Here is a 20,498-nt window from a genome sequence, read left to right on the forward strand (position 1 = left end):
AAAAAGCCCCGCGACCAGGAGCTGCAATCGCGGGGCTGGAGTGGCCGATTTCCATCGGCCGGGGGATAGCCGGTTCAGGCGCTGGGTTGCCAGCCACCGCCGAGGGAGCGGTAGATCGCCACGATGCCGCGGTACAGCTCGACCTCGGCCTGGGCCTGGGCATCTTCGGCGGAGAGTTGCTCGCGTTCGGCGTCCAGCAGCACCAGGAAATCGGTGGTGCCTTCGCGGTAGCGGATCGCCGCCTGTTGCGCGGCGGCGCGGCTGGCTTCCGACTGGCGGACCAGCGAGACCAGGCGCTCCTGGCGCTTGCCATAGTCGCTGAAGGCATTCGCCGATTCTTCCAGGGCCAGCAACACCTGCTGTTCGTAGCTGGCCAGCGCGGCGTCGGCGTCGGCCTTGGCGCCGCGCAGGCGGGCACGCACGCTGCCGAGGTCGAAGGCGGCCCAACTGATGCTCGGGCCGACGCTCCAGGCGCGGGCGGCGCTTGAGCCGATCTGCGAGCCCCGCCCGGCGGTGAAGCCGAGGAAGCCGCTGAGGCTGACCCGCGGGAACAGGTCGGCGGTGGCCACGCCGACGTCGGCGGTGCTGGCGGCCAGGCGCCGTTCGGCGGCGCGGATGTCCGGCCGGCGGCGCAGCAGTTCGCCGGGATCGCCGATCGGCAGGGCCTTGGTGATCGCCGGCAGGTCGCGCGGCGAAAGGTCCACTGTCAACTCTTCCGGCCGTTGGCCGAGGAGGGTGGCGATACGGTGCCTGGCGCGCTCGGCTTCCGCCTGCAGTTGCGGCACGCTGGCGGCGGTGGCCGCCAGGCGCGCATCGGCGCGCAGTACGTCGAGTTCGGCACCGACCCCGGCGTCGCGCAGTTGCTCGGTGAGCTGGCGCGACTCCTTCTGGTTCTCCAGGTTGCTCAGGGCAATCTTCTCGCGCAGTTGCGCGCCGCGCAGTTGGCCGTAGGCGTCCACCAGCTCGGCGATCAGGCTGACCTGCAGTTGCTGCAGGTCGGCCTCGGCCGCTTCGCTGAGGGCGTCGCTGGACTCCAGCTGACGGCGGATGCGCCCGAACAGGTCAAGCTCCCAGGCGCTATCCAGGCCAAGGTCGTAGCGCTCGCTGTTGACCCGGTCCTCGGTCACTCCCGGTTGCTGGCCCTTGCCGATGTCGGCGCTGGCGCGGCTGGTGACCACCGGGAAGCGATCGTTGGCCACGTCGTCGCGCAGGGCGCGGGCGGCGCGCAGGCGGGCGAAGGCCACGCGCAGGTCGCGGTTGCCGCTCAGCGACTGTTCGACCAACTGGTTCAGGGTCGGATCGTCGAACTGTTTCCACCACAGGCTTTCGAAGCGGCTGCGGTCGTAGGGCTTGCTCGCCGTGGCGTCGATCTTCGCCGCCGCGGTGTCGGGGGTCCGGTAGTCCGGACCCACCGTGCAGGCGCTGAGCGCCAGCAGACTGAACAGACCCAGGGCGGACGCGAGCCCGCTCCGGATCGACTGCGCGTGAATCATGCATGCACCTCTGGCAGGCCTTTGTCGTTGGCGGCGCGGCGCGCTTCGCGGTTCTCCACGAAGCGGCGGATGAGGACGTAGAACACCGGCGTCAGCAGCAGGCCGAAGAAGGTCACCCCGATCATCCCGGAGAACACCGCCACGCCCATCGCATGGCGCATCTCGGCGCCGGCGCCGGTGGAGATCACCAGCGGCACCACGCCCATGATGAAGGCGATGGACGTCATCAGGATCGGCCGCAGGCGCAGGCGGCAGGCTTCCAGCACCGCGGCGACGCGGTCCATGCCTTCCTCCTGCTTGTCCTTGGCGAACTCGACGATCAGGATCGCGTTCTTGCACGCCAGCCCCACCAGAACGATCAGGCCGATCTGGGTAAAGATGTTGTTGTCGCTGCCGGCCAGGATCACCCCGGTGATCGCCGACAGCAGGGTCATCGGCACGATCAGGATCACCGCCAGCGGCAGGCTCCAGCTCTCGTACTGGGCGGCCAGCACGAGGAAGGCCAGCAGCACGCAGAGCGGGAAGACGAACAGCGCGGTATTGCCGGCGAGGATCTGCTGGTAGGTCAGCTCGGTCCACTCGTAGGTCATGCCGTTGGGCAGTTCCTCCTTCAGCAGCTTCTCGATCGCCGCCTGCGCCTGGCCGGAGCTGTAGCCCGCGGCCGGGGCGCCGTTGAGTTCGGCGGTGATGAAGCCGTTGTAGTGCATCACACGGTCCGGACCGGAGGTGTCGCTGACCTTGATGAAGGACGCCAGCGGGACCATCTCGCCGAGGTTGTTGCGCACCTTCAACTGGCCGATCTGCTCGGGTTCGAGGCGGAACTGCTGCTCGGCCTGGACGTTGACCTGATAGGTACGGCCGAAGCGGTTGAAGTCGTTCGCGTACAGCGAGCCGAGGTAGACCTGCAGGGTGTCGAAGATGTCGCTGATCGCCACGCCGTGGGTCTTGGCCTTCTCGCGGTCGATGTCGGCGTCGATCTGCGGCACGTTGACCTGGTAGCTGGAGAACACCGAGCTGGGTTCCAGCTCAGGCAGCGCACGGGCCTTGGTGATGATGTTCTGGGTCTGCTTGAACAGCTCCTCGTAGCCCTGGTTGCCACGGTCCTCGATCTGCAGGCGGAAGCCGCCGATGGTCCCCAGCCCCTGTACCGGCGGCGGCGGGAAGATCGCGATGTAGGCGTCCTGGATGTCGGCGTACTTGGCGTTCAGCGCGGCGGCGATGGCCCCGGCCGACTGGCTCGGGTCCTTGCGCTCGTCGAACGGCTTCAACGGGGTGAACACGATGCCGCTGTTCGGGCTGTTGGTGAAGCCGTTGATCGACAGGCCGGGGAAGGCCACCGAGTCCGCCACGCCGGGCTGCGCCAGGGCGATCTCGGACATCTGCTTGATCACCGCCTCGGTACGGTCCAGGCTGGCCGCGTCGGGCAACTGGGCGAAGGCCACCAGGTACTGCTTGTCCTGCTGCGGGACGAAACCGGTCGGCGTGCTGGAGAAGCCGAAGTAGGTCAGCACCATCAGTCCGCCGTAGACCAGCAGGGCGATCGAACTGCCGCGCAGGACCCGGTTCACCGTGCCGACGTAGCCATGGCTGGCGCGGTCGAAGAAACGGTTGAACGGACGGAACAGCCAACTGCCGAGGAGCTTGTCGAGGAACACCGAGAAGCGGTCCTTCGGCTCGTGGTGGCCCTTGAGCAGGACCGCCGCCAGCGCTGGCGACAGGGTCAGCGAGTTGAACGCCGAGATCACCGTGGAGATCGCGATGGTCAGGGCGAACTGGCGGTAGAACTGCCCGGTGAGGCCGGAGATGAACGCGGTCGGGATGAACACCGCGCAGAGCACCAGCGCCGTGGCGATGATCGGCCCGGTCACCTCGCGCATGGCACGCTTGGTGGCTTCCACCGGCTTGAGGCCGAGGCCGATGTTGCGCTCGACGTTCTCCACCACCACGATGGCGTCGTCCACCACGATGCCGATGGCCAGCACCAGGCCGAACAGCGACAGCGCGTTGAGCGAGAAGCCGAGCATGTGCATCACCGCGAAGGTGCCGATCAGCGACACCGGCACCGCGGCCAGCGGGATGATCGAGGCGCGCCAGGTCTGCAGGAACAGGATCACCACCAGCACCACCAGCACCAGGGCTTCGAACAGGGTGTGCACCACCGCCTCGATGGAGCCGCGGACGAAGATGGTCGGGTCGTAGACGATGGAGTAGTCCATGCCCTGCGGGAAGCTGTGCTTCAGCTCGGCCATCTTCTCCCGCACCAGGTTGGAGATCTCGATGGCGTTCGAGCCGGGACGCTGGAAGATCGGGATCGCCACCGCCGGCTTGTTGTTCAGCAGCGAACGCAGGGCGTACTGGTTGGAGCCCAGCTCGACCCGGGCGATGTCGCGCAGACGGGTGATCTCGCCGTTGGCGCCGGCGCGGATGATGATGTTCTCGAACTCTTCCTCGGTGACCAGGCGACCCTGGGTGTTGATCGACAACTGGAAGCTGGTGTCGCTCGGCGCCGGCGGCGCGCCCAGGGTGCCGGCGGCGACCTGGCGGTTCTGCTCGCGGATGGCGTTGACCACGTCGGTGGCGGTGAGGTTGCGCGAGGCGACCTTGTTCGGATCCAGCCAGACGCGCAGCGAATAGTCACCGAGGCCGAACAACTGGACGTCGCCGACGCCGTCGAGGCGGGCCAGTTCGTCCTTCACGTTGAGCACCGCGTAGTTCGACAGGTAGAGCATGTCGTAGCGGTTATCCGGCGAGGTCAGGTGCACGACCATGGTCAGGTCGGGCGAGGCCTTGTCGACGGTGATGCCGAGCCGGGTCACTTCTTCCGGGAGCTTCGGCTCGGTCCGGGTGACGCGGTTCTGCACCTGCACCTGGGCGTTGTCCAGGTCGGTGCCGAGGGCGAAGGTGATGGTCAGGGTCAGCTTGCCGTCGGAGGTCGACTGGGAGGACATGTAGAGCATGTTCTCCACCCCGGTGATCGCCTGTTCAAGGGGAGAGGCGACGGTCTCGCCGATGACTTTCGGGTTGGCGCCGGGGAAGTTGGCGCGGACCACGACGGTCGGCGGCACCACTTCCGGGTATTCGCTGATGGGTAGCTGGAACAGGGAGATGGCGCCGCCGATCAGGATCAGCAGCGACAGCACCGCGGCGAAGATCGGCCGCTGGATGAAGAATTGGGAGAAATTCATCGGTTCTTCCTATCGCCGCGCTCAGCCGCGCGGCTCGTTGCGAGTGGCGTTGTCCTTGGACGCCGCCACCTTCGGTGGTTCGCTGTCGCCGACCGACTGCCGCAGGCGCGCGAGGGTGGCCAGGGTGTCGGCGCTGGCCATCTCGACCTTCTGCGGATCCACCTGCATGCCCGGGCGGACCCGCTGCAGGCCATTCACGACGATCCGGTCGCCCTTGCTCAGGCCGCTGCGGACGATGCGCAGGCCCTCCAGCTTCGGTCCCATCTCGACGGTGCGGTAGACGGTCTTGTTGTCGCCATCCAGGACCAGCACGAACTTCTTGCCCAGGTCGGTGCCGACCGCTTCGTCCTTGATCAGGGTGGCGGCGTAGGTCTTGCTGCCGACCAGCTTCAGGCGCACGTAGAGGCCCGGGGTGAACTCGCCCTTGGCGTTGTCGAACACGGCGCGGCCGCGGATGGTGCCGGTACGCGGGTTGACCTGGTTGTCGAGGAAGTCCAGCCGGCCCAGGTGCGGGTTGCCGTCCTCGCTGCTCAGGCCGAGGTACACCGGGCTCTCGCTGCGCGTGTCGCGACCGGCCTGGCGGGCCAGCTCGACGTACTTGAGGAACACGCGCTCGTCGGCGTCGAAGTAGGCGTAGACCTTGTCGGTGCTGACCAGGGTGGTGAGCAGGGTCTCCCCGGAGTTGACCAGGTTGCCGGCGGTGACCTCGGCGCGGCTGACGCGACCGTCGATCGGCGCGGTGATCCGGGTGAAGCTCAGGTTCAGGCGCGCCGCGTCCAGTTGCGCCTGGGTCGCGGCGACCGCCGCCTTGGCTTCCTGGGCGGCGGTGGTGCGGGCGTCGGCGAGTTCCGCGGAGATCGCGTTGCTGGCGCGCAGGCGTTCGCCGCGCTGGGCTTCGTTGACGCTCCGCGCCTGGGCCGCGCGGGCCTGTTGCAGCTGGGCTTCGAGGCGCTTGACCTCGGCCTCGAACGGGCGCGGGTCGATCTGGAACAGCAGGTCGCCTTTCTTCACCAGTGCGCCTTCATGGAAGGCCACGCGGTCGATGTAGCCCGACACCCGCGGGCGCAGCTCCACCGACTCCGGGGCCTCCAGGCGGCCGGTGAATTCGTCCCACTCGTTCAGCGGTTGTTCGATGACTTCGGCGACGCTGACCTTGGGCGCCGCCATGCCTTGGGTGGTTTCCGGGGCCTTGCCGCAGGCGCTCAGGACCAGTACGGCCGCGAGTGCGAGGGGGTAGCGCCAGGAGAAGTGGGATGACTGTTCCATGCTTGACTCCGCCAGTCGGTTTTTCGGGATTGGCGAAGTCTGCGGGCTGCTCCGGCAGGGAACTAATCGAACGACGAGATTTTGATTATCACGAACAGTGATACATGGTTTTTCGTTTTCTGTAACAGTCGATGGTTATGGACAGTGCTTTCGATGGAATAAGCCGCACACCCGCGGCGCGCGATCGATTTTCCCGTTGCGACGCCTCGTGCGGGTAGCTGCCGGAGGGCTCAGAGACTGTCCGGATCGCCGATGAACATGCTGATCCGCGAGCGCAGCCAGCGTTCGGCCGGATCGTTGTCCTGGGCGCCGCGCCAAGCCATCGACAGTTCGAAGGCGCGGGTCTCGAACGGTGGGTCCTCGGCGCGTAGGCCGCCGGCGGCGATCAGCGCCTGGGCGGCGTAGTCGGGCACGGTGGCGATGATGTCGGTGCCGGCCAGGAGGGTGCCGAGGCCGTTGAACTGCGGCACCGCCAGGACCACCTTGCGCTTGCGGCCGAATTTTTCCAGCTCCTCGTCGACGAAGCCGCTGAGGTCGCCGGCGAAGGACACCAGCGCGTGCGGTCGCGCGCAATAGTCGTCGAGGGTCAGCTGGCCGGGCGCGGAGTCGGCGCGGAGGATCTTCGGCTTGCTGCGGCGCACGGTCTTGCGCTTGGCGTTGGCCGGCAGTTCGTCGGTGTAGCTGACGCCCACCGAGATCTCCCCCGAGGCCAGCAGGTTCGGCATCAATAGATAGTTGGCGCGGCGCACGACGAGGACGATCCCCGGCGCCTCCGCGCGCAGGCGGCGGAGCAGGGGCGGCAACAGGCCGAACTCGACGTCGTCGGAAAGGCCGATGCGGAACACCGCGGTGCTGGTCGCCGGATCGAACTCGCTGGCGCGACTCATGGCGGTGGAGATGGAATCCAGCGCCGGCGACAGGTGGGCGAAGATTTCCTGGGCTCGCGCGGTGGGCTCCATGCTGCGTCCGGTACGGACGAACAGCGGGTCGTCGAACAGCGTGCGCAGGCGCGACAGCGCGGCGCTGATGGCCGGCTGGCCGAGGAACAGTTTCTCTGCGGCGCGGGTCACGCTGCGTTCGTGCATCAGGGTCTCGAACACGATCAGCAGGTTCAGATCGACGCGGCGCAGGTCGTTTCGGTTCATGGCGTTCCTCGTTTCCAGGGGCTAGAGGCTGCAACCGCGGGGGCTCGCCGTCAAGCCTTGCGTGCGAGACGGGGCGGGGCCTGGCGAGGTGCCGGAGGGGCATAGGATCACTGACAGGCATAGCCATTATCAATAACGACGGGTGGTTTTGTCAGGCATGGGCGGATACAGTCACAACCCATGAGGTTATTCACCCCGTGATGCACTGCAGAGGTTTGCGATGTCCCGAGTGATCCGTTTTCATCAGTTTGGCCCGCCAGAGGTCCTCAAATGCGAAGAGCTGCCGACCCCGGCGCCAGCCGCAGGGGAAGTCCTGGTGCGTGTCCAGGCGATCGGCGTGAGCTGGAAGGATGTGCTCTGGCGTCAGAACCTGGCCCCGGAGCAGGCTGCGCTGCCGTCCGGTCTCGGCTTCGAACTGGCCGGCGAGGTGCTGGCGGTCGGCGCCGGCGTCGGCGACCTGCCGCTGGGTTCCCGCGTGGCCAGTTTCCCCGCCCATACCCCCGATCATTATCCGGCCTATGGCGACGTGGTGCTGATGCCGCGCGCGGCCCTGGCGGTCTACCCCGAGGTACTCACCCCGGTGGAGGCCAGCGTCTACTACACCGGCCTGCTGGTGGCCTATTTCGGCCTGGTCGACCTGGCCGGGTTGAAGGCCGGGCAGACCGTGCTGATCACCGAGGCGGCGCGCATGTACGGGCCGGTCTCGATCCAGTTGGCCAAGGCTCTCGGCGCGCGGGTGATCGCTTCCACCAAGTCCGCCGAGGAGCGCGAGTTCCTCCGCGAGCAGGGCGCCGACAAGGTGGTGGTGACCGACGAGCAGGACCTGGTCCTGGAAGTCGAGCGCTTCACCGAGGGCAAGGGCGTCAATGTCATCCTCGACGAATTGGGCGGTCCGCAGATGACCCTGCTCGGCGATGTCTCCGCCACCCGCGGCAAGCTGGTGCTGTATGGCTGCAACGGCGGCAACGAGTCGGCGTTCCCGGCCTGCGCCGCGTTCAAGAAGCACCTGCAGTTCTACCGCCACTGCCTGATGGATTTCACCGGTCATCCGGAGATGGGCCTGGAACGCAACGACGAGTCGGTGAGCAAGGCCCTCGCGCACATCGAGCAACTGACCCGCGATCGCCTGCTCAAACCGGTGGTCGACCGGGTATTCGAGTTCGACCAGGTGGTCGAGGCGCACCGCTACATGGAAACCTGTCCGAAGCGCGGCCGGGTGGTGATCCACGTCGCCGATTGAGGACGACCCGCAGCGAAAGAGCCCGGCCATCGAGCCGGGCTTTTTCATGGGCGCGGTTTCAGATCCACAGATCGTTGACCGCCGTCCGCTCGCCGCCCTGGTCGCCGGTGTTGCGCACGCCGCAGGGCTCCACCAGGAGCATGCGCACCTCGCCCTCGGCGAACGGCTTGTGCTCCACGCCGCGCGGCACCACATACATCTCGCCGGGGCCCAGGTGCACCGCGCCGTCGCGGAAATCGATGCGCAGGCGACCGGCGAGGACGATGAAGGTCTCGTCGGTGTCGGCGTGGCTGTGCCAGACGAAGTCGCCTTCGATCTTCACCAGCTTGAACTGGTAGTCGTTCATCTGGGCGATCACCCTGGGTTGCCAGCGGTCGTCGAACAGGGCGAGCTTGGCGGCGAAGTTGATCGCTTGGGTTGTGCTGGTGGACATCGGTGCGCTCCGGTGGTTGGTCTCTGGCGCCAGGGTAGGCGGCTACGGAGCGGGCGGTCTTGGATGATCGTGCAACCTGGCTAGGCGCGGCCGAGCATACGCAGCCAGCGTGCCGGCGGCAGGCCGTAGCTCTGGCCGAAATGGCGGGTCATGTGGCTCTGGTCGGCGAAACCGGCGGCAAGCGCGGCTTCGGCCAGCGTCTGGCCGCCGAGCATCAGCCGGCGGGCGATGTCCAGCCGGCGCTGGATCAGGTAGCGGTAGGGGCTGGTGCCGAACAGCGCGCGGAAATCGCGCGACAGGCTCCAGCGTTCGCGCTGGGCGACCTGCGCCAGTTCGTCGAGGCCCAGCGGGCGCTCCAGGTGCGCGTGGATGTACTGCCGGGCGCGCTCGGCGGCGACGAAGTCGAAGTGGCGCCTGCCGCGCGCCCGGTTGCCGGCCACGGCGTCGAGGGCGTGGGCCAGTTCGAACAGGGCGTCCTGTTCTTCCAGCGGCTCCAGCGGGGTATCCATGGCCTGTAGCAGGGCCCGGCTGGCGGCGATCAGGCGCGGGTCGTCGGACAAGCCCCCGCGCACGAACGGCAGCGGCCGGCCGCCGAGGGCCTGCTGGATCAGCGCCGGCTCGACGTAGAGCATCCGGTAGCGGAACCCTTCCTGGCTGCCGGCCTCGCCGTCGTGCAGCTCGTCGGGATGCAGCACCAGGCAGCCGCCCGGCAGGCTGTGGCGCTGACTGCGGCGATAGCGGAAGCTCTGCACCCCGGCCAGGGTCTGGCCGATGGCATAGGTGTCGTGGCGATGCGGATCGTAGCCGTGGCCGGCGAAGTAAGCCTCGATGCGTTCCACCGCACCGTGTTGCGGGGCGCGTCGAACCCAGTCGCGGGGCGTATTGGCGTGGCTCATGGGGAAAGGCTCGTGGCGCGGAAGGTTCAGGCTAGCGCTTCGTTGGCGCGACTGGAATAGCCGGACGGCGTCTCGCCGAATACTGTGCGGAAGGCACTGGCGAAGCTGCTCGGGCTTTCGTAGCCGAGCGACCAGGCGACCTCGCCGACCGCCTGGCCCGCTGCCAGCCGTTCGACGGCCGCGTGCAGTCGCGCCAGTTGCCGCCATTGCGCGAAGCTCATACCGGTCTCGGCGCCGAACAGCCGGCTCAGGCTACGGCTGCTGAGGCCCGCCCAGCGTGCCCATTCGGCCGCCGGCCGCGGATCGCCGGGGTTGGCCAGCAATGCCTCGGCGATCCTGCGCAGGCGCGAATCCCCCGGATAGGGCAGGCGGGTCCGCTGGGGCACGGCGTGGCGCAGTTCGTCCAGCAGCACGCGCAGCAGGTTCTCGCGTTCGGTGCTCCAGGCGGAGCCGGTCGGCCAGCGGGTGGCGCGTTCGACGATCAGCGCCACGAAAGCCGAGCAGGCGAGCACGCCGGGGTGCCGGGGCAGGTCGCGGCAGTGTTCGGCGGCGAGGTAGGCGCTCCAGCCCTCCAGGCTGCCGTGGGAGTGCGCCGAGTGTGGGTGACCCGGTGGGATCCAGGCGATCTGGCGCGGAGGCAGGGCCTGGCGGCCATGCTCGTCCTCGACCACCAGAAGGCCGCGCTCCAGGCAGTAGAGCTGGCCGCAGGCATGGCGGTGGGAGGCCGTGCGGCTGGCTGCGCGGTCGATGCGCAGGGCGAAGAGCGGGACGGGCAGGGGTTCCGGAAGCATTTGGCGGAAAAGCGACGATGATTGGCTTGGGATGGATAATAGGCCATTCGACTGCGGATGTAGCCTGGCGGCTCATCATTCTTGCCTGGAGCACGCCATGAAAGCCGAAGACATCCTTCCCGACCGACAGGACCGCATCCGCCTGGGCGGCGTGGAGATACGCAAGGGCAGCGTCGGCGCGTTCATCGCCAACGCCCGGCTGCTGCTTGAGGAGGAACTGCCCGCGGCGCAACGGCGGCAGGCTGAAGAAGACCTGCGCGCCCTGCTGCCGGCGATCCGGGCACTGGGGCTGCTGGAACTCTTCGAACTGCGCGACGTGCGACTGCGGACGCTGGTGGCGGATTGGGAAAACGCCGCTGGCCGCTCCTGAGAGCGGCACACGGGCACTGGAGGTATCAGTCGTCGATGCAGCTTTCGATCAGGCGTTGCAGGGCTTCGCGCTCACTGACCGGCGTGCGCATCGGCATGTGCGCGAGGCTGCCGTCGCGGCGCTCGATGATGTACTCGGTCTCGAAGTGCAGGGTGCAATCCTCGAGGCTCACATAGGTGACGCCATAGGTCGGGGCCTTGCGGGAGCGGGCTGAGAGCATGGATGCCTCCTTGGGCTCATTTTTTCTCGCTGGTCGGCGCGGGCGCGCTGGCCTGAACCGGGCGAGTAGGGGTCACTGCATTGCTGTAGAACGCGGAAGCGGCGAAGTAGCTGGCGAGGGCGCTGAAGCTGGACATGATCGGTTCTCCTGGGGAAGGGTGGGCGTCTGCCCTTGGAGAGCATGTTTGCCCAGCGGGAGAACCGGCAGAAGTAAAAAGCCTGCATGGTGTATATCGAGCGCGGTGATGGATCAAGCGACCCCCTCCAGCCTTGCGACTGTTCGCCGGTGTTACCATATGACGTGTTTTTTTCTCAGGAATTCCCATGGCCAAGCGTGGACGCCCCTGCGGCTTCGATCGTGAACAGGCATTGCGCCGGGCGCTCGACGTGTTCTGGGAGGCCGGCTACGAAGGCGCGACCATGGCCGCGCTGAAGGAGGCCATGGGTGGCATCTGCGCGCCGAGCATGTATGCCGCCTATGGTTCCAAGGAGGCGCTGTTCCGTTCGGCGGTGGAACTCTACCTGAGCCAGGAGTGCCAGCTTTCCAAGGGCGCCTTCGCCCTGCCGACGGCGCGCGAGTCAATCGCCGCGCTGCTGGAAAGCGCCGCCGTCAGCTACACCACCGAAGGCAAGCCGCGCGGTTGCCTGGTCGACCTCAGCACGACCAATTTCTCGCCGGCCAACAAAGGCGTCGAAGACTACCTGCGCGATCACCGGCGGCGCGCCGCGCGCCTGCTGCGCGAGCGTTTCGCACGAGGCGTGGCCGACGGCGACGTGCCGACCGGAGCCGATCTCGACGCGCTCACCAGTTTCTACAGCAGCGTGCTCCAGGGCCTGTCGATCCAGGCCCGCGACGGCGCCAGCCGCCAGCAGTTGCTGGCCATCGGCCGCTGCGCGATGGCGGCCTGGGATTCCCTGCTGGCGGTCGAGGCCGCCTGACGCCACAGCGCTCCTTGGCTGGAAAAAGCCCATGGATTCTCCGTGGGCAAAAACTATAACGCGTGATATAGAATTGATCCAAACCCCGGGCGAGGTCCTTCCGCGCGTGTCTCGCGCCCTGGCCATCGCCCGCTGCCGATTGGAGCCTTCATGACAACGCTTGCTGATATCCCCCTGTCCATGCTCGACCTGGTGCCGGTGCGCACCGGCGGCAGCGTGGCCGAAGCCCTGCACAATTCCCTGGACCTGGCGCGCCATGTGGAGCGCCTGGGCTTCAACCGTTTCTGGCTGGCCGAGCACCACAACATGGATGGCATCGCCAGCTCCGCCACCGCGCTGCTGATCGGCCATATCGCTGGTGGCACCTCGCGGATCCGCGTCGGCTCGGGTGGGGTGATGCTGCCGAACCATGCGCCGTTGGTGGTGGCGGAAAACTTCGGCACCCTGGAGACGCTCTACCCGGGCCGCATCGACCTCGGCCTTGGCCGCGCCCCGGGCGCCGACCAGGCGACCATGCGCGCCTTGCGTCGCGACCGCCTGGGCAACGGCGACGACTTCCCCGAGCAGGTCGCCGAGCTGGAAATGCTGCTCGGCCCGCGCCGTTCCCAGCAGAGCCTGCTGGCGGTGCCGGGCGAGGGTACCCAGGTGCCGATCTGGCTACTCGGTTCGAGCCTGTTCAGCGCTCACCTGGCGGCGCAGAAAGGCTTGCCCTATGCCTTCGCTTCGCATTTCGCACCGCGTTACCTGCACGAGGCGCTGCGCATCTACCGCAGCAACTTCCAGCCCTCGGCGGTACTCGACAAACCTTACGCGATGATCGGCGTGCCGCTGATCGCCGCACCTACCGACGAAGAGGCCGAGTTCCTCGCCACTACCGCCTTCCAGCGCGTGCTGGCGCTGATCCGCGGCGAGAGCCTGAAACAGAAGCCCCCGGTGGAAAGCATGGCGCCGTTGTGGCTGCCCCACGAGCAGGATGCGGTCGGCAGCTTCTTCGGCCTGGCGGTGATCGGCGGTCCGGAGAAGGTTCGTGCGCGCCTGGAGATCCTCCTGGAGCAGACCGGCGCCGACGAGCTTATCTTCACCAGCGACTTCTACGAGCACGCCCATCGGCTGCGCTCTTGCGAAATCGTCGCGGGGCTGAAAGGGGCGTGATCCGGGGCCTGTAGGGAAAATGATGTAGACCTGCGTGCGGTAGGGTCTTTCGGCGATAGGTTTTTTGGTTCTAAACTTAGAACTAAAAACAATAAGCCAGAGAGGAACCCTGCCATGCCGGTTGCACACCGACTGCTGTTTTCATTGACCGCCTTGCTGGCGGCGACGGCCCAGGCCGCCGTCGACGGCCAGAAACTCTATACCCAGGGCGGCGCCAACCCGGCCGCCGCGGCCTGCGTCACCTGCCACGGCGCCGATGGCATGGGCCTGGCCGCCGCCGGCTTTCCGCGCCTGGCGGGCCTTCCCGCCGCCTACCTGAGCAAGCAGCTGCACGACCTCAAGCAGGGCGGCAGTCGCGAGCACCCGGTGATGAAGGGCATAGCCGATGCTCTCGGCGACGACGAGATCCAGGCGCTCGCCACTACCCTCGCGGCAATGCCGGCGCCCAAGCTGGTGGAGCTGTCGCGCGTGGCCACCCCGCGCAGCCCCGGCGAGACCCTGGCGGTGCGTGGCGCCTGGGAGCGCAACATTCCCGAGTGCGTGACCTGTCACGGTCCGGCCGGCAGCGGCGTGGGGGAGGCCTTCCCGCCGTTGCAGGGGCAGGGCGAGATGTACCTGAGCAACCAGTTGCGCGCCTGGCAGCTTGGCACTCGCCGCAACGACCCGAACGATCTGATGGGACATATCGCCAAATCCCTCAGCGAAGAGGAGATCCGCAGCGTCAGCCAGTTCTTCGCCACCCTCGGTCAGGCAGGAGGCCAGCCATGAACATGCCGTCGATCCTTTCCCTGGCCGTCGCCGGCCTGCTGGTCGCTCCCGTCCACGCGGCAACGGCGCCCTCGGAGCCGTTCCAGCCGCCGGCGGAAAGCAGCCTCCCGGACAACGCCTTCGGCGAAATGGTCCGCCAGGGCCAGGCGCTGTTCGTGGAAACCCGGAAGAACGCGCCGCATCTGGTCGGTAACCAGCTCAACTGCGTCAACTGCCATCTCGACCAGGGCCGCCGGGCCAACTCCGCGCCGCAGTGGGCGGCCTACCCGGTCTATCCGGCGTTCCGTGCCAAGAACAACAAGGTCAATACGTTCGCCGAGCGCCTGCAGGGCTGCTTCCAGTTCAGCATGAACGGCAAGGTGCCGGCGGCCGACAGCCCGGAGATCAAGGCCCTGACCGTCTACGCCTATTGGCTGGCGAGCCAGGCGCCGACCGGGGTCAGCCTGCCCGGACGCGGCTATCCGGACGTGGCCCCGCCGGAAGGCGGCTACAGCATCGAGCGCGGCGCCAAGGTCTATGCCGCGCAGTGCGCGATCTGCCACGGCGCCGACGGCCAGGGCCAGATGGCTCTGGGGCAGACGGTGTTCCCACCGCTGTGGGGCGCGCAGTCGTTCAACTGGGGCGCGGGCATGCACCGCATCAACACCGCGGCCTCCTTCATCAAGTACAACATGCCGCTGGGCAAGCCCGGTACCCTCAGCGACCGCGACGCCTGGGACGTCGCCGCCTTCATGAACAGCCACGAGCGCCCGCAGGACCCGCGCCTGGTGGACGGTTCGGTGGAGAAGACGCGGCAGAAGTTCCATGCCAACGACGGCGTCAACCTGTACGGACAGAAGGTCAACGGCGTGCTGCTGGGACAGGGAATCTGACCCTCGTGGCCTGGCGTCCGCAGGACGGAGACCCGGTCCGGCGGAAGCAGGTCGGCGCGGGGGTAGGGCGGATAACGCCAACGGCGTTATCCGCCGATGCCTGGGCCTCGGTCCGGCGGATAGCCGCGGGCGGCTATTCGCCCTACGGGGGCCGGTTGGCGGGTGGGCCCGCGCATCACTCGCGCAGCGGCATTTCCAGCGTCACCCGCAGGCCGTCCGCGCGGCTGTCGAAGTCCAGCCGGCATTGGCAGCGTTGCACGATAGCCTGGACGATGGCCAGGCCGAGCCCGCTGCCGCCGCTCTTGCCGTGGCGCCAGAAACGCCGGGTGAGGTGCGGCAGGTCGGTTTCGGCGATGCCCGGACCGTGGTCGCGGACGTGGAAGCGCGCGCAGCCTTGCGCGGTTTCCACCGCCAGCTCCACCCGGGTGCCGGCGGCGGTGTGGCGCAGGGCGTTGTCCAGCAGGTTGCGCAGCGCGGCGATGGCCAGCACCGAGGGGACTTCCAGCGGCGCCTCGGACAAGCCGTCGGCCAGCTTCAGCTCGAACATCCGCACGTCGCCGTGGCCGGCGTCGTGCATGGCTACCCGGGCGGCGTCCTCGGCGCTGCATTGCACGCCGTCGTCGAACGACAGGCTGCCTTCCACCCGCGCCAGCAGCAACAGCTGGTCCAGCGTCCGGTGCAGACGGTCGGCGCCTTCCTCGGCGTGGGCCAGGGCCTGCTCGGCGGCGGCGCCCTCGGTCATGCGCGCGACCTGCAGGTGGGTCTTGATCGCGGTCAGCGGGCTGCGCAGCTCGTGGGCGGCATCGCCGGTCAGGCGTCGCTCGCGTTCGATGGCCTGGGCGATGCGCTGGAACAACTGGTTCTGGGTTTCCACCAGCGGCTTCAGTTCGCTCGGCAGGGCCGCCAGCTCCAGTGGCTCCAGCGAGTCGGCGCCACGTCGGGTGAGGGCGTCGCGAATCCGCTTGAGCGGCGCCAGACCCTGGCCGGCGCCGAGCCAGAGCAGGGCCAGGCTGCCGAGCAGGGCGACCGTCACCGGCACCGCGGCGGCCACAACCACCGAGCGTTGCAGCACGTCGCGCTCTTCCAGGCGGTCGGCGGTGCTGACCCGCAGATCGCCGGCCTGCACGGTGAAGCTGCGCCACAGCACGCCGTTGATTTCCTGGTCGCGGAAGCCGCTGGCGGTGCTGTCCAGCGCCCGCTCCGGGGTGGCATGGCTCTGCGCCAGGACTTCGCCGCGCAGTGAGCTGACCTGGCAGGCCATGCCGTTGGGAATTCCCAGTTGCTCCGCGCTCAGGCGCGTGGTCTGGCCGTCCGCCGGCTGCGGCTGCGGCAACTGCTGGAGCAGGCCGGCAACCATCCGCGCCGAGGCCGCCAGGCGTTGGTCGAAGGAGCGCATCATCTGTCCGCGCAGGTCGCAGAGCATCCAGGCCGCGGCCAGCGACCAGAGCAGGATGAAGGCCGAGCCGAGGATCAGGGTCAGGCGCAGGCGCAGGCTCATGCGTCGTCTCCGTCGCCGCGCGCCGGCCCGAGGCGGTAGCCGAGGCCGCGCACGGTCTGCACGATGGCGTTGCCGAGCTTGCGCCGCAGGTGATGGATGTGGACGTTGAGGGCGTTGCTCTCGACCTCGTCGCCGAAGCCATAGACGCTGTCCTTGAGCTGCTCGCCGCTGAGGATCCGCCCGCGGTTGTTGAGCAATGCCTGCAACAGCGCCTGTTCGCGTCGCGACAGTTCCACGGGGCGGCCGTCGAGCCAGGTTTCGCGGGTGCTCGGATCGTAGCTGAGGCGGCCGTGTTCGATGACGTTGACGCAACGCCCGGCGGAGCGCCGCTGCAAGGTATGCAGGCGGGCGCCGAGTTCGCGCAGGTCGAAGGGCTTGAGCAGGTAGTCGTCGGCGCCGGCCTGCAGCCCGGCGACCCGGTCGGTCACCGCGTCGCGCGCGGTCAGCACCAGCACCGGCAGGTCGACGCCCTGCTGGCGCAGGCGCTGCAGCAGGCGCAGGCCGTCCTCGTCGGGCAGGCCGAGATCGAGGACCAGCACGTCGAAGCGCGCCACCTGGAGCAGCGCCTGGGTATCGGCGGCGCTGGCCACCCGGTCCACGGTCAGGCCCTGGGCGATGAGGCCGGCGACGATGCCGCTGGCGATCAGGTCGTCGTCTTCGGTGAGCAGTACATGCATGGCGGTATCGCTGGTTAAAGGGATAGGAGTCTGAAGCGGGCGAATTAAGCCAGGATTATGCCCCGCCCGGCGCGTCGCCGGGGTTTTCCCGTGGCCGCGTTAACGGCCTGTTAATCGTCGCTGGCCATGCTGCCGCCGAGTTCATCGTAGAAGGCGTTATCCATGCGTGTGTTGATCCTGCTCCTGATGCTCCTGCTGCCGGGCCTGTCCCAGGCGCAACCGGGCGACGACCTGTTCGCGCCGCGCGGCGCGACGCAGACGGATTTCCTGCCGGTGGAGAAAGCCTTCCGCTTCACCTGGGAGCGCCTCGACGACGGCCAGGTGCAACTGCGCTGGCAGATCGCGCCGGGCTACTACCTGTACCAGAAGCGCCTGCGCTTCGACGGACTCGACCCGGCCTTGCAGCCGCAGTTGCCGCCGGGCGAAAGCCACAGCGACGAGTTCTTCGGCGAGTCGCAGGTCTATCGCCAGAGCCTGGAACTGACCCTGCCGGCGGCCGCCGCCGGACAACTGCGCCTGGGCTGGCAGGGCTGCGCTGATGCCGGCCTGTGCTATCCGCCGCAGAGCCAGGCGCTCGACCTGGGCGGTACCGGCCCTGCCGCCGCCGTCGCCGGGACGAGCGGCGAAGTCGCCGAGGACCAGGGCCTGGCCGGCAGCCTGCAGGCCGGCAACCTGGCCTGGAGCCTGTTGCTGTTCTTCGGCCTCGGCCTGCTGCTGGCGTTCGCTCCCTGTTCGCTGCCGATGCTGCCGATCCTCGCCGGGCTGGTGGTCGGCAGCGGCGCCGGCCCTCGTCGCGGCCTGCTGCTGGCCGGTAGCTACGTGCTGAGCATGGCGCTGGTCTACGCCGGCCTCGGGGTGGTCGCGGCGCTGCTTGGCGGCAACCTGCAGGCCTGGCTGCAACAGCCGTGGCTGCTGGGCAGCTTCGCCGCGCTGTTCGTGTTCCTCGCGCTGCCGATGTTCGGCTTCTTCGAGCTGCAACTGCCGGCTGCCCTGCGCGACCGCCTCGACGGTCTCAGTCGCGGCCGCAAGGGCGGCAGCCTGGCCGGTGCCGCTGCGCTCGGCGCGTTGTCCGGGCTGCTGGTGGGACCGTGCATGACCGCGCCGCTGGCCGGCGCCTTGCTCTATATCGCGCAGACCGGCAATGCCCTGCATGGCGGCCTGGTGCTGTTCAGCCTGGGCCTCGGCATCGGCATGCCGCTGTTGCTGCTGGTGACGGTCGGCAGCCGCTTCCTGCCCAAGCCCGGTCCCTGGATGAACCTGGTCAAGGGCGTGTTCGGCTTCCTTTTCCTCGGCACCGCCTGGATACTCCTGCGTCCGCTGCTCGGCGAGGCGCTGTGGATCGGCCTTGGCGGCGCGTTGCTGCTGGTCCTGGCCTACGCCGCGCTGCACACGGCGCGAGGCCTGGCGCGGCACGCGGTGCTGTTCGGCGCGGCGGGCTGCATCTTCGGTCTCTGGGGCGCGGCGATGTTGCTGGGCGCCGCGGCCGGGGCCGACGACCCCTGGCGTCCGCTACAGGTGTATGCGGCGGCGAACCGGGGCGCTACGCCGACGGCCAGCGCCCACGAGGCGTTCCTCACGGTGAGCCAGCCGGCCGAGCTGGACCGTCAGTTGGCTGCGGCCAAGGCCGAGGGACAATGGGTGCTGCTCGACTACTACGCTGACTGGTGCGTGTCCTGCCGGATCATGGAGAAACAGGTGTTCGCCAAGCCCGATGTGCTCGCCGCCCTGCAGGGCGTGCGCCTGCTGCGGCTCGACGTGACCGCGGATAACGCCGCCAGCCGCGAGCTGCTGCACCGCTACCAGGTACCCGGCCCGCCGAGCCTGATCTGGATCGGCCCGGAAGGCGAGGAGCGCCGCGCGCGCCGGTTGACCGGCGAAGTCGACGCCGGCGGCTTCCTCGCCCATTGGCAGGCGACCCGGGAGCGCGGCTGATGCTGAGTTTTTCCCTGGGGCCGCTGGTGGTCTCGCTGCAACACCTGCTGCTGTTCCTCGCCCTCGGCGCCGCGCTGCTCGGTGGTTGGCTGGCGGCGCGCGGCGGCGGGCGCAACGCCGAGCCGGTGCTGTTCAACCTGTTGTTGCTCGGCCTGCTGGTGGCGCGCCTGGCCTTCGTGGTGCGCTACTGGCCGCAGTACCGTGGCGACTTCGCACAGATGCTGGATATCCGCGATGGCGGTTTCCTCGCCTGGCCAGGCCTGCTCGCCGCTGTGCTCGGCGCGCTGTTCTGGGCCTGGCGGCGACCGGCGCTACGTCGCTCGCTGGGTGTCGGCGCCAGCCTCGGACTGGCGTTCTGGCTGCTTGGCAGCCTGGGCCTGGGCATCTACGAGCGCGGTACGCGCCTGCCCGAACTGAGCCTGCGCAACGCCGCCGGCGAGTCGGTGCAACTGGCCGATTTCCGGGGCCGCCCGCTGGTGATCAACCTCTGGGCCAGTTGGTGCCCGCCGTGTCGGCGCGAGATGCCGGTGCTGCAACAGGCGCAGGCGGAGAATCCCGACGTAGTGTTCCTCTTCGCCAACCAGGGCGAGAGCGCCGAGACCGTGCGCCATTTCCTCCAGGGCGAGAACCTGCGCCTGGACAACCTGCTGTTCGACAACGGCGGGCAGCTTGGCCAGCAGGTCGGCTCGGTCGCCTTGCCCACCACCGTTTTCTACACCGCCGAGGGCCGCCTGCTGGGCAGCCATCTCGGCGAACTGTCCCGCGGCAGCCTGGCGCGCTACCTCGAAGCCTTCGAGCCGGCCGCTGCCGCCCCCGCAACCAGGAGTTCCGAATGAGACTGCCGCGCAACCTGATCACCCTTGGCCTGGGCCTGACCCTCCTCAACGCCGGCCTGGCCACGGCGGCGGAGGAGCTGCCGGCGCCGATCCGCATGGTCCAGGAGAAGGGCGCCCGCATCCTCGGCAGCTTCGACGCCCCGGATGGCCTGCGCGGCTACGCCGCCGAATACCAGAACCAGGGCATGGCGCTGTACCTGACGCCCGACGGCAAGCACGTACTCACCGGCCACCTGTTCGACGCCCAGGGCAAGGACCTCAGCCGCGAACCGCTGGAGCGCCTGGTGTATGCGCCGCTGGCCAAGGAAATGTGGCAGAAGATGGAGCAGAGCGCCTGGATCGCCGATGGCCGTGCCGACGCGCCGCGCGTGGTCTACCTGTTCAGCGACCCGAACTGCCCGTACTGCACCATGTTCTGGGAGCAGGCGCGACCCTGGGTGGATGCCGGCAAGGTGCAGTTGCGGCATATCATGGTCGGCATCATCCGCGAGGACAGCGAAGCCAAGTCCGCCGCGCTGCTGGCCAGCAAGGACCCGCAGAAGGCCCTGCACGACCATGAGCAGGCGGGCAAGGCCAGCACCCTGAAGCCGCTGGCGAAGATCCCGGCGGCGGTGCGCAAGCAGCTCGCCGGCAACATGGAACTGATGGAGTCGATGGGCGCCGCGGCGACCCCGGCGATCTTCTATCTCAATGCCGAGGGGCGCATGCAGCAGCAACAGGGCGCGCCGCAGCCGGACCAGTTGGCGGAGATCCTCGGTCCGCGCTGATCCTCCGGGCCGGCGCCGA

The 20,498-nt window shown here is 68.4% G+C and carries 20 protein-coding genes; 9 read left to right on the top strand and 11 right to left on the bottom strand.

All coding sequences use genetic code 11. The features are described 5' to 3' along the window. Window positions 1-74: 74 nt before the first annotated feature. From oprN to mexT, 4 genes are all read right to left on the bottom strand, one after another. The gene (oprN, locus tag AC1RB9_RS12895; protein ID WP_003113303.1) at window positions 75-1,493 is read right to left on the bottom strand and encodes a multidrug efflux RND transporter outer membrane subunit OprN; all 1,419 of its coding nucleotides are present in this window, start codon (window positions 1,491-1,493) and stop codon (window positions 75-77) included. After that, the gene (mexF, locus tag AC1RB9_RS12900; RefSeq protein ID WP_003089834.1) at window positions 1,490-4,678 is read right to left on the bottom strand and encodes a multidrug efflux RND transporter permease subunit MexF; all 3,189 of its coding nucleotides are present in this window, start codon (window positions 4,676-4,678) and stop codon (window positions 1,490-1,492) included. Before mexF ends, oprN begins: the two co-directional genes overlap by 4 nt. Window positions 4,679-4,699: 21 nt before the next feature. After that, entirely contained in the window at window positions 4,700-5,944 is a 1,245-nt protein-coding gene (gene mexE / locus AC1RB9_RS12905; RefSeq protein WP_003103549.1) for a multidrug efflux RND transporter periplasmic adaptor subunit MexE, read from the bottom strand. Between the two features lie 230 nt (window positions 5,945-6,174). After that, window positions 6,175-7,089, bottom strand: a complete 915-nt coding sequence (gene mexT / locus AC1RB9_RS12910) for a multidrug efflux system transcriptional regulator MexT (RefSeq protein WP_003089829.1) — start codon at window positions 7,087-7,089, stop codon at window positions 6,175-6,177. Window positions 7,090-7,309: 220 nt separating this feature from the next. On the opposite strand from mexT, the gene mexS reads away from it, so the two are divergent. After that, window positions 7,310-8,329: an oxidoreductase MexS gene (gene mexS / locus AC1RB9_RS12915; protein ID WP_003103552.1), complete on the top strand. Its 1,020-nt coding sequence runs from the start codon at window positions 7,310-7,312 to the stop codon at window positions 8,327-8,329. A gap of 58 nt (window positions 8,330-8,387) precedes the next feature. Here mexS and AC1RB9_RS12920 read toward each other — a convergent pair whose 3' ends face one another. The 3 genes from AC1RB9_RS12920 to AC1RB9_RS12930 all read right to left on the bottom strand — a co-directional run bounded on the left by AC1RB9_RS12920 (window position 8,388) and on the right by AC1RB9_RS12930 (window position 10,449). After that, the gene (locus AC1RB9_RS12920; RefSeq protein WP_003089825.1) at window positions 8,388-8,762 is read right to left on the bottom strand and encodes a cupin domain-containing protein; all 375 of its coding nucleotides are present in this window, start codon (window positions 8,760-8,762) and stop codon (window positions 8,388-8,390) included. A gap of 80 nt (window positions 8,763-8,842) precedes the next feature. Continuing rightward, the gene (locus tag AC1RB9_RS12925; protein WP_003113300.1) at window positions 8,843-9,658 is read right to left on the bottom strand and encodes an AraC family transcriptional regulator; all 816 of its coding nucleotides are present in this window, start codon (window positions 9,656-9,658) and stop codon (window positions 8,843-8,845) included. 26 nt (window positions 9,659-9,684) lie between these two features. Then, the gene (locus AC1RB9_RS12930; protein ID WP_003451383.1) at window positions 9,685-10,449 is read right to left on the bottom strand and encodes an AraC family transcriptional regulator; all 765 of its coding nucleotides are present in this window, start codon (window positions 10,447-10,449) and stop codon (window positions 9,685-9,687) included. Window positions 10,450-10,546: 97 nt separating this feature from the next. Here AC1RB9_RS12930 and AC1RB9_RS12935 point away from each other — a divergent pair, with 97 nt between their 5' ends. Then, complete coding sequence (locus AC1RB9_RS12935; RefSeq protein ID WP_003451381.1) at window positions 10,547-10,819, top strand: hypothetical protein; 273 nt, start codon at window positions 10,547-10,549, stop codon at window positions 10,817-10,819. Between the two features lie 25 nt (window positions 10,820-10,844). Here the strand turns inward: AC1RB9_RS12935 and ptrC are convergent, their stop codons facing one another. Continuing rightward, window positions 10,845-11,039, bottom strand: a complete 195-nt coding sequence (gene ptrC, locus AC1RB9_RS12940; RefSeq protein ID WP_003089814.1) for a type III secretion system co-regulatory protein PtrC — start codon at window positions 11,037-11,039, stop codon at window positions 10,845-10,847. A gap of 16 nt (window positions 11,040-11,055) precedes the next feature. Further along, window positions 11,056-11,175, bottom strand: coding sequence for a PA2485 family small membrane protein (locus tag AC1RB9_RS12945; RefSeq protein ID WP_003089810.1), 120 nt, complete (start codon window positions 11,173-11,175; stop codon window positions 11,056-11,058). A gap of 187 nt (window positions 11,176-11,362) precedes the next feature. Between AC1RB9_RS12945 and AC1RB9_RS12950 the strand changes: the two genes are divergently transcribed. The 4 genes from AC1RB9_RS12950 (at window position 11,363) to AC1RB9_RS12965 (ending at window position 14,769) form a co-directional block, all read left to right on the top strand. Continuing rightward, window positions 11,363-11,977, top strand: coding sequence for a TetR/AcrR family transcriptional regulator (locus AC1RB9_RS12950; RefSeq protein WP_003451378.1), 615 nt, complete (start codon window positions 11,363-11,365; stop codon window positions 11,975-11,977). Between the two features lie 150 nt (window positions 11,978-12,127). Continuing rightward, window positions 12,128-13,129 (top strand): LLM class flavin-dependent oxidoreductase, encoded by a 1,002-nt coding sequence (locus tag AC1RB9_RS12955; protein WP_003089806.1) that lies wholly within the window; start codon window positions 12,128-12,130, stop codon window positions 13,127-13,129. Window positions 13,130-13,243: 114 nt separating this feature from the next. Beyond that, the gene (locus AC1RB9_RS12960) at window positions 13,244-13,897 is read left to right on the top strand and encodes a c-type cytochrome (RefSeq protein ID WP_003451376.1); all 654 of its coding nucleotides are present in this window, start codon (window positions 13,244-13,246) and stop codon (window positions 13,895-13,897) included. Next, window positions 13,894-14,769, top strand: a complete 876-nt coding sequence (locus AC1RB9_RS12965) for a c-type cytochrome (protein WP_003103565.1) — start codon at window positions 13,894-13,896, stop codon at window positions 14,767-14,769. The genes AC1RB9_RS12960 and AC1RB9_RS12965 overlap by 4 nt, the downstream gene beginning before the upstream one ends. Before the next feature lie 175 nt (window positions 14,770-14,944). On the opposite strand, the gene AC1RB9_RS12970 is transcribed toward AC1RB9_RS12965, so the two are convergent. Together AC1RB9_RS12970 and AC1RB9_RS12975 are read right to left on the bottom strand one after the other, a co-directional pair. Beyond that, a complete protein-coding gene (locus tag AC1RB9_RS12970; RefSeq protein ID WP_003103567.1) occupies window positions 14,945-16,267 on the bottom strand; it encodes an ATP-binding protein in 1,323 nt (440 codons plus the stop codon). After that, window positions 16,264-16,944, bottom strand: a complete 681-nt coding sequence (locus AC1RB9_RS12975) for a response regulator (RefSeq protein ID WP_003451374.1) — start codon at window positions 16,942-16,944, stop codon at window positions 16,264-16,266. Before AC1RB9_RS12975 ends, AC1RB9_RS12970 begins: the two co-directional genes overlap by 4 nt. A 162-nt stretch (window positions 16,945-17,106) precedes the next feature. Between AC1RB9_RS12975 and dsbD the strand changes: the two genes are divergently transcribed. From dsbD to dsbG, 3 genes are read left to right on the top strand one after another with little or no spacing between them, the layout of a single operon-like run. Then, entirely contained in the window at window positions 17,107-18,876 is a 1,770-nt protein-coding gene (dsbD, locus tag AC1RB9_RS12980; protein WP_003451371.1) for a protein-disulfide reductase DsbD, read from the top strand. Next, on the top strand, window positions 18,876-19,712 hold the full coding sequence (locus tag AC1RB9_RS12985) for a TlpA family protein disulfide reductase (protein WP_003089792.1): 837 nt from the start codon (window positions 18,876-18,878) through the stop codon (window positions 19,710-19,712). Before dsbD ends, AC1RB9_RS12985 begins: the two co-directional genes overlap by 1 nt. Then, entirely contained in the window at window positions 19,709-20,479 is a 771-nt protein-coding gene (dsbG, locus tag AC1RB9_RS12990; protein WP_003089790.1) for a thiol:disulfide interchange protein DsbG, read from the top strand. Before AC1RB9_RS12985 ends, dsbG begins: the two co-directional genes overlap by 4 nt. Window positions 20,480-20,498 lie beyond the last annotated feature (19 nt).

The sequence above is a fragment of the Pseudomonas sp. 20-5 genome, from assembly GCF_056782835.1.

Coding starts and splice junctions, on each gene's coding strand:
- oprN (WP_003113303.1), bottom strand. CDS start 1,493: ATGATTCACGCGCAGTCGATCCGGAGCGGGCTCGCGTCCGCCCTGGGT.
- mexF (WP_003089834.1), bottom strand. CDS start 4,678: ATGAATTTCTCCCAATTCTTCATCCAGCGGCCGATCTTCGCCGCGGTG.
- mexE (WP_003103549.1), bottom strand. CDS start 5,944: ATGGAACAGTCATCCCACTTCTCCTGGCGCTACCCCCTCGCACTCGCG.
- mexT (WP_003089829.1), bottom strand. CDS start 7,089: ATGAACCGAAACGACCTGCGCCGCGTCGATCTGAACCTGCTGATCGTG.
- mexS (WP_003103552.1), top strand. CDS start 7,310: ATGTCCCGAGTGATCCGTTTTCATCAGTTTGGCCCGCCAGAGGTCCTC.
- AC1RB9_RS12920 (WP_003089825.1), bottom strand. CDS start 8,762: ATGTCCACCAGCACAACCCAAGCGATCAACTTCGCCGCCAAGCTCGCC.
- AC1RB9_RS12925 (WP_003113300.1), bottom strand. CDS start 9,658: ATGAGCCACGCCAATACGCCCCGCGACTGGGTTCGACGCGCCCCGCAA.
- AC1RB9_RS12930 (WP_003451383.1), bottom strand. CDS start 10,449: ATGCTTCCGGAACCCCTGCCCGTCCCGCTCTTCGCCCTGCGCATCGAC.
- AC1RB9_RS12935 (WP_003451381.1), top strand. CDS start 10,547: ATGAAAGCCGAAGACATCCTTCCCGACCGACAGGACCGCATCCGCCTG.
- ptrC (WP_003089814.1), bottom strand. CDS start 11,039: ATGCTCTCAGCCCGCTCCCGCAAGGCCCCGACCTATGGCGTCACCTAT.
- AC1RB9_RS12945 (WP_003089810.1), bottom strand. CDS start 11,175: ATGTCCAGCTTCAGCGCCCTCGCCAGCTACTTCGCCGCTTCCGCGTTC.
- AC1RB9_RS12950 (WP_003451378.1), top strand. CDS start 11,363: ATGGCCAAGCGTGGACGCCCCTGCGGCTTCGATCGTGAACAGGCATTG.
- AC1RB9_RS12955 (WP_003089806.1), top strand. CDS start 12,128: ATGACAACGCTTGCTGATATCCCCCTGTCCATGCTCGACCTGGTGCCG.
- AC1RB9_RS12960 (WP_003451376.1), top strand. CDS start 13,244: ATGCCGGTTGCACACCGACTGCTGTTTTCATTGACCGCCTTGCTGGCG.
- AC1RB9_RS12965 (WP_003103565.1), top strand. CDS start 13,894: ATGAACATGCCGTCGATCCTTTCCCTGGCCGTCGCCGGCCTGCTGGTC.
- AC1RB9_RS12970 (WP_003103567.1), bottom strand. CDS start 16,267: ATGAGCCTGCGCCTGCGCCTGACCCTGATCCTCGGCTCGGCCTTCATC.
- AC1RB9_RS12975 (WP_003451374.1), bottom strand. CDS start 16,944: ATGCATGTACTGCTCACCGAAGACGACGACCTGATCGCCAGCGGCATC.
- dsbD (WP_003451371.1), top strand. CDS start 17,107: ATGCGTGTGTTGATCCTGCTCCTGATGCTCCTGCTGCCGGGCCTGTCC.
- AC1RB9_RS12985 (WP_003089792.1), top strand. CDS start 18,876: ATGCTGAGTTTTTCCCTGGGGCCGCTGGTGGTCTCGCTGCAACACCTG.
- dsbG (WP_003089790.1), top strand. CDS start 19,709: ATGAGACTGCCGCGCAACCTGATCACCCTTGGCCTGGGCCTGACCCTC.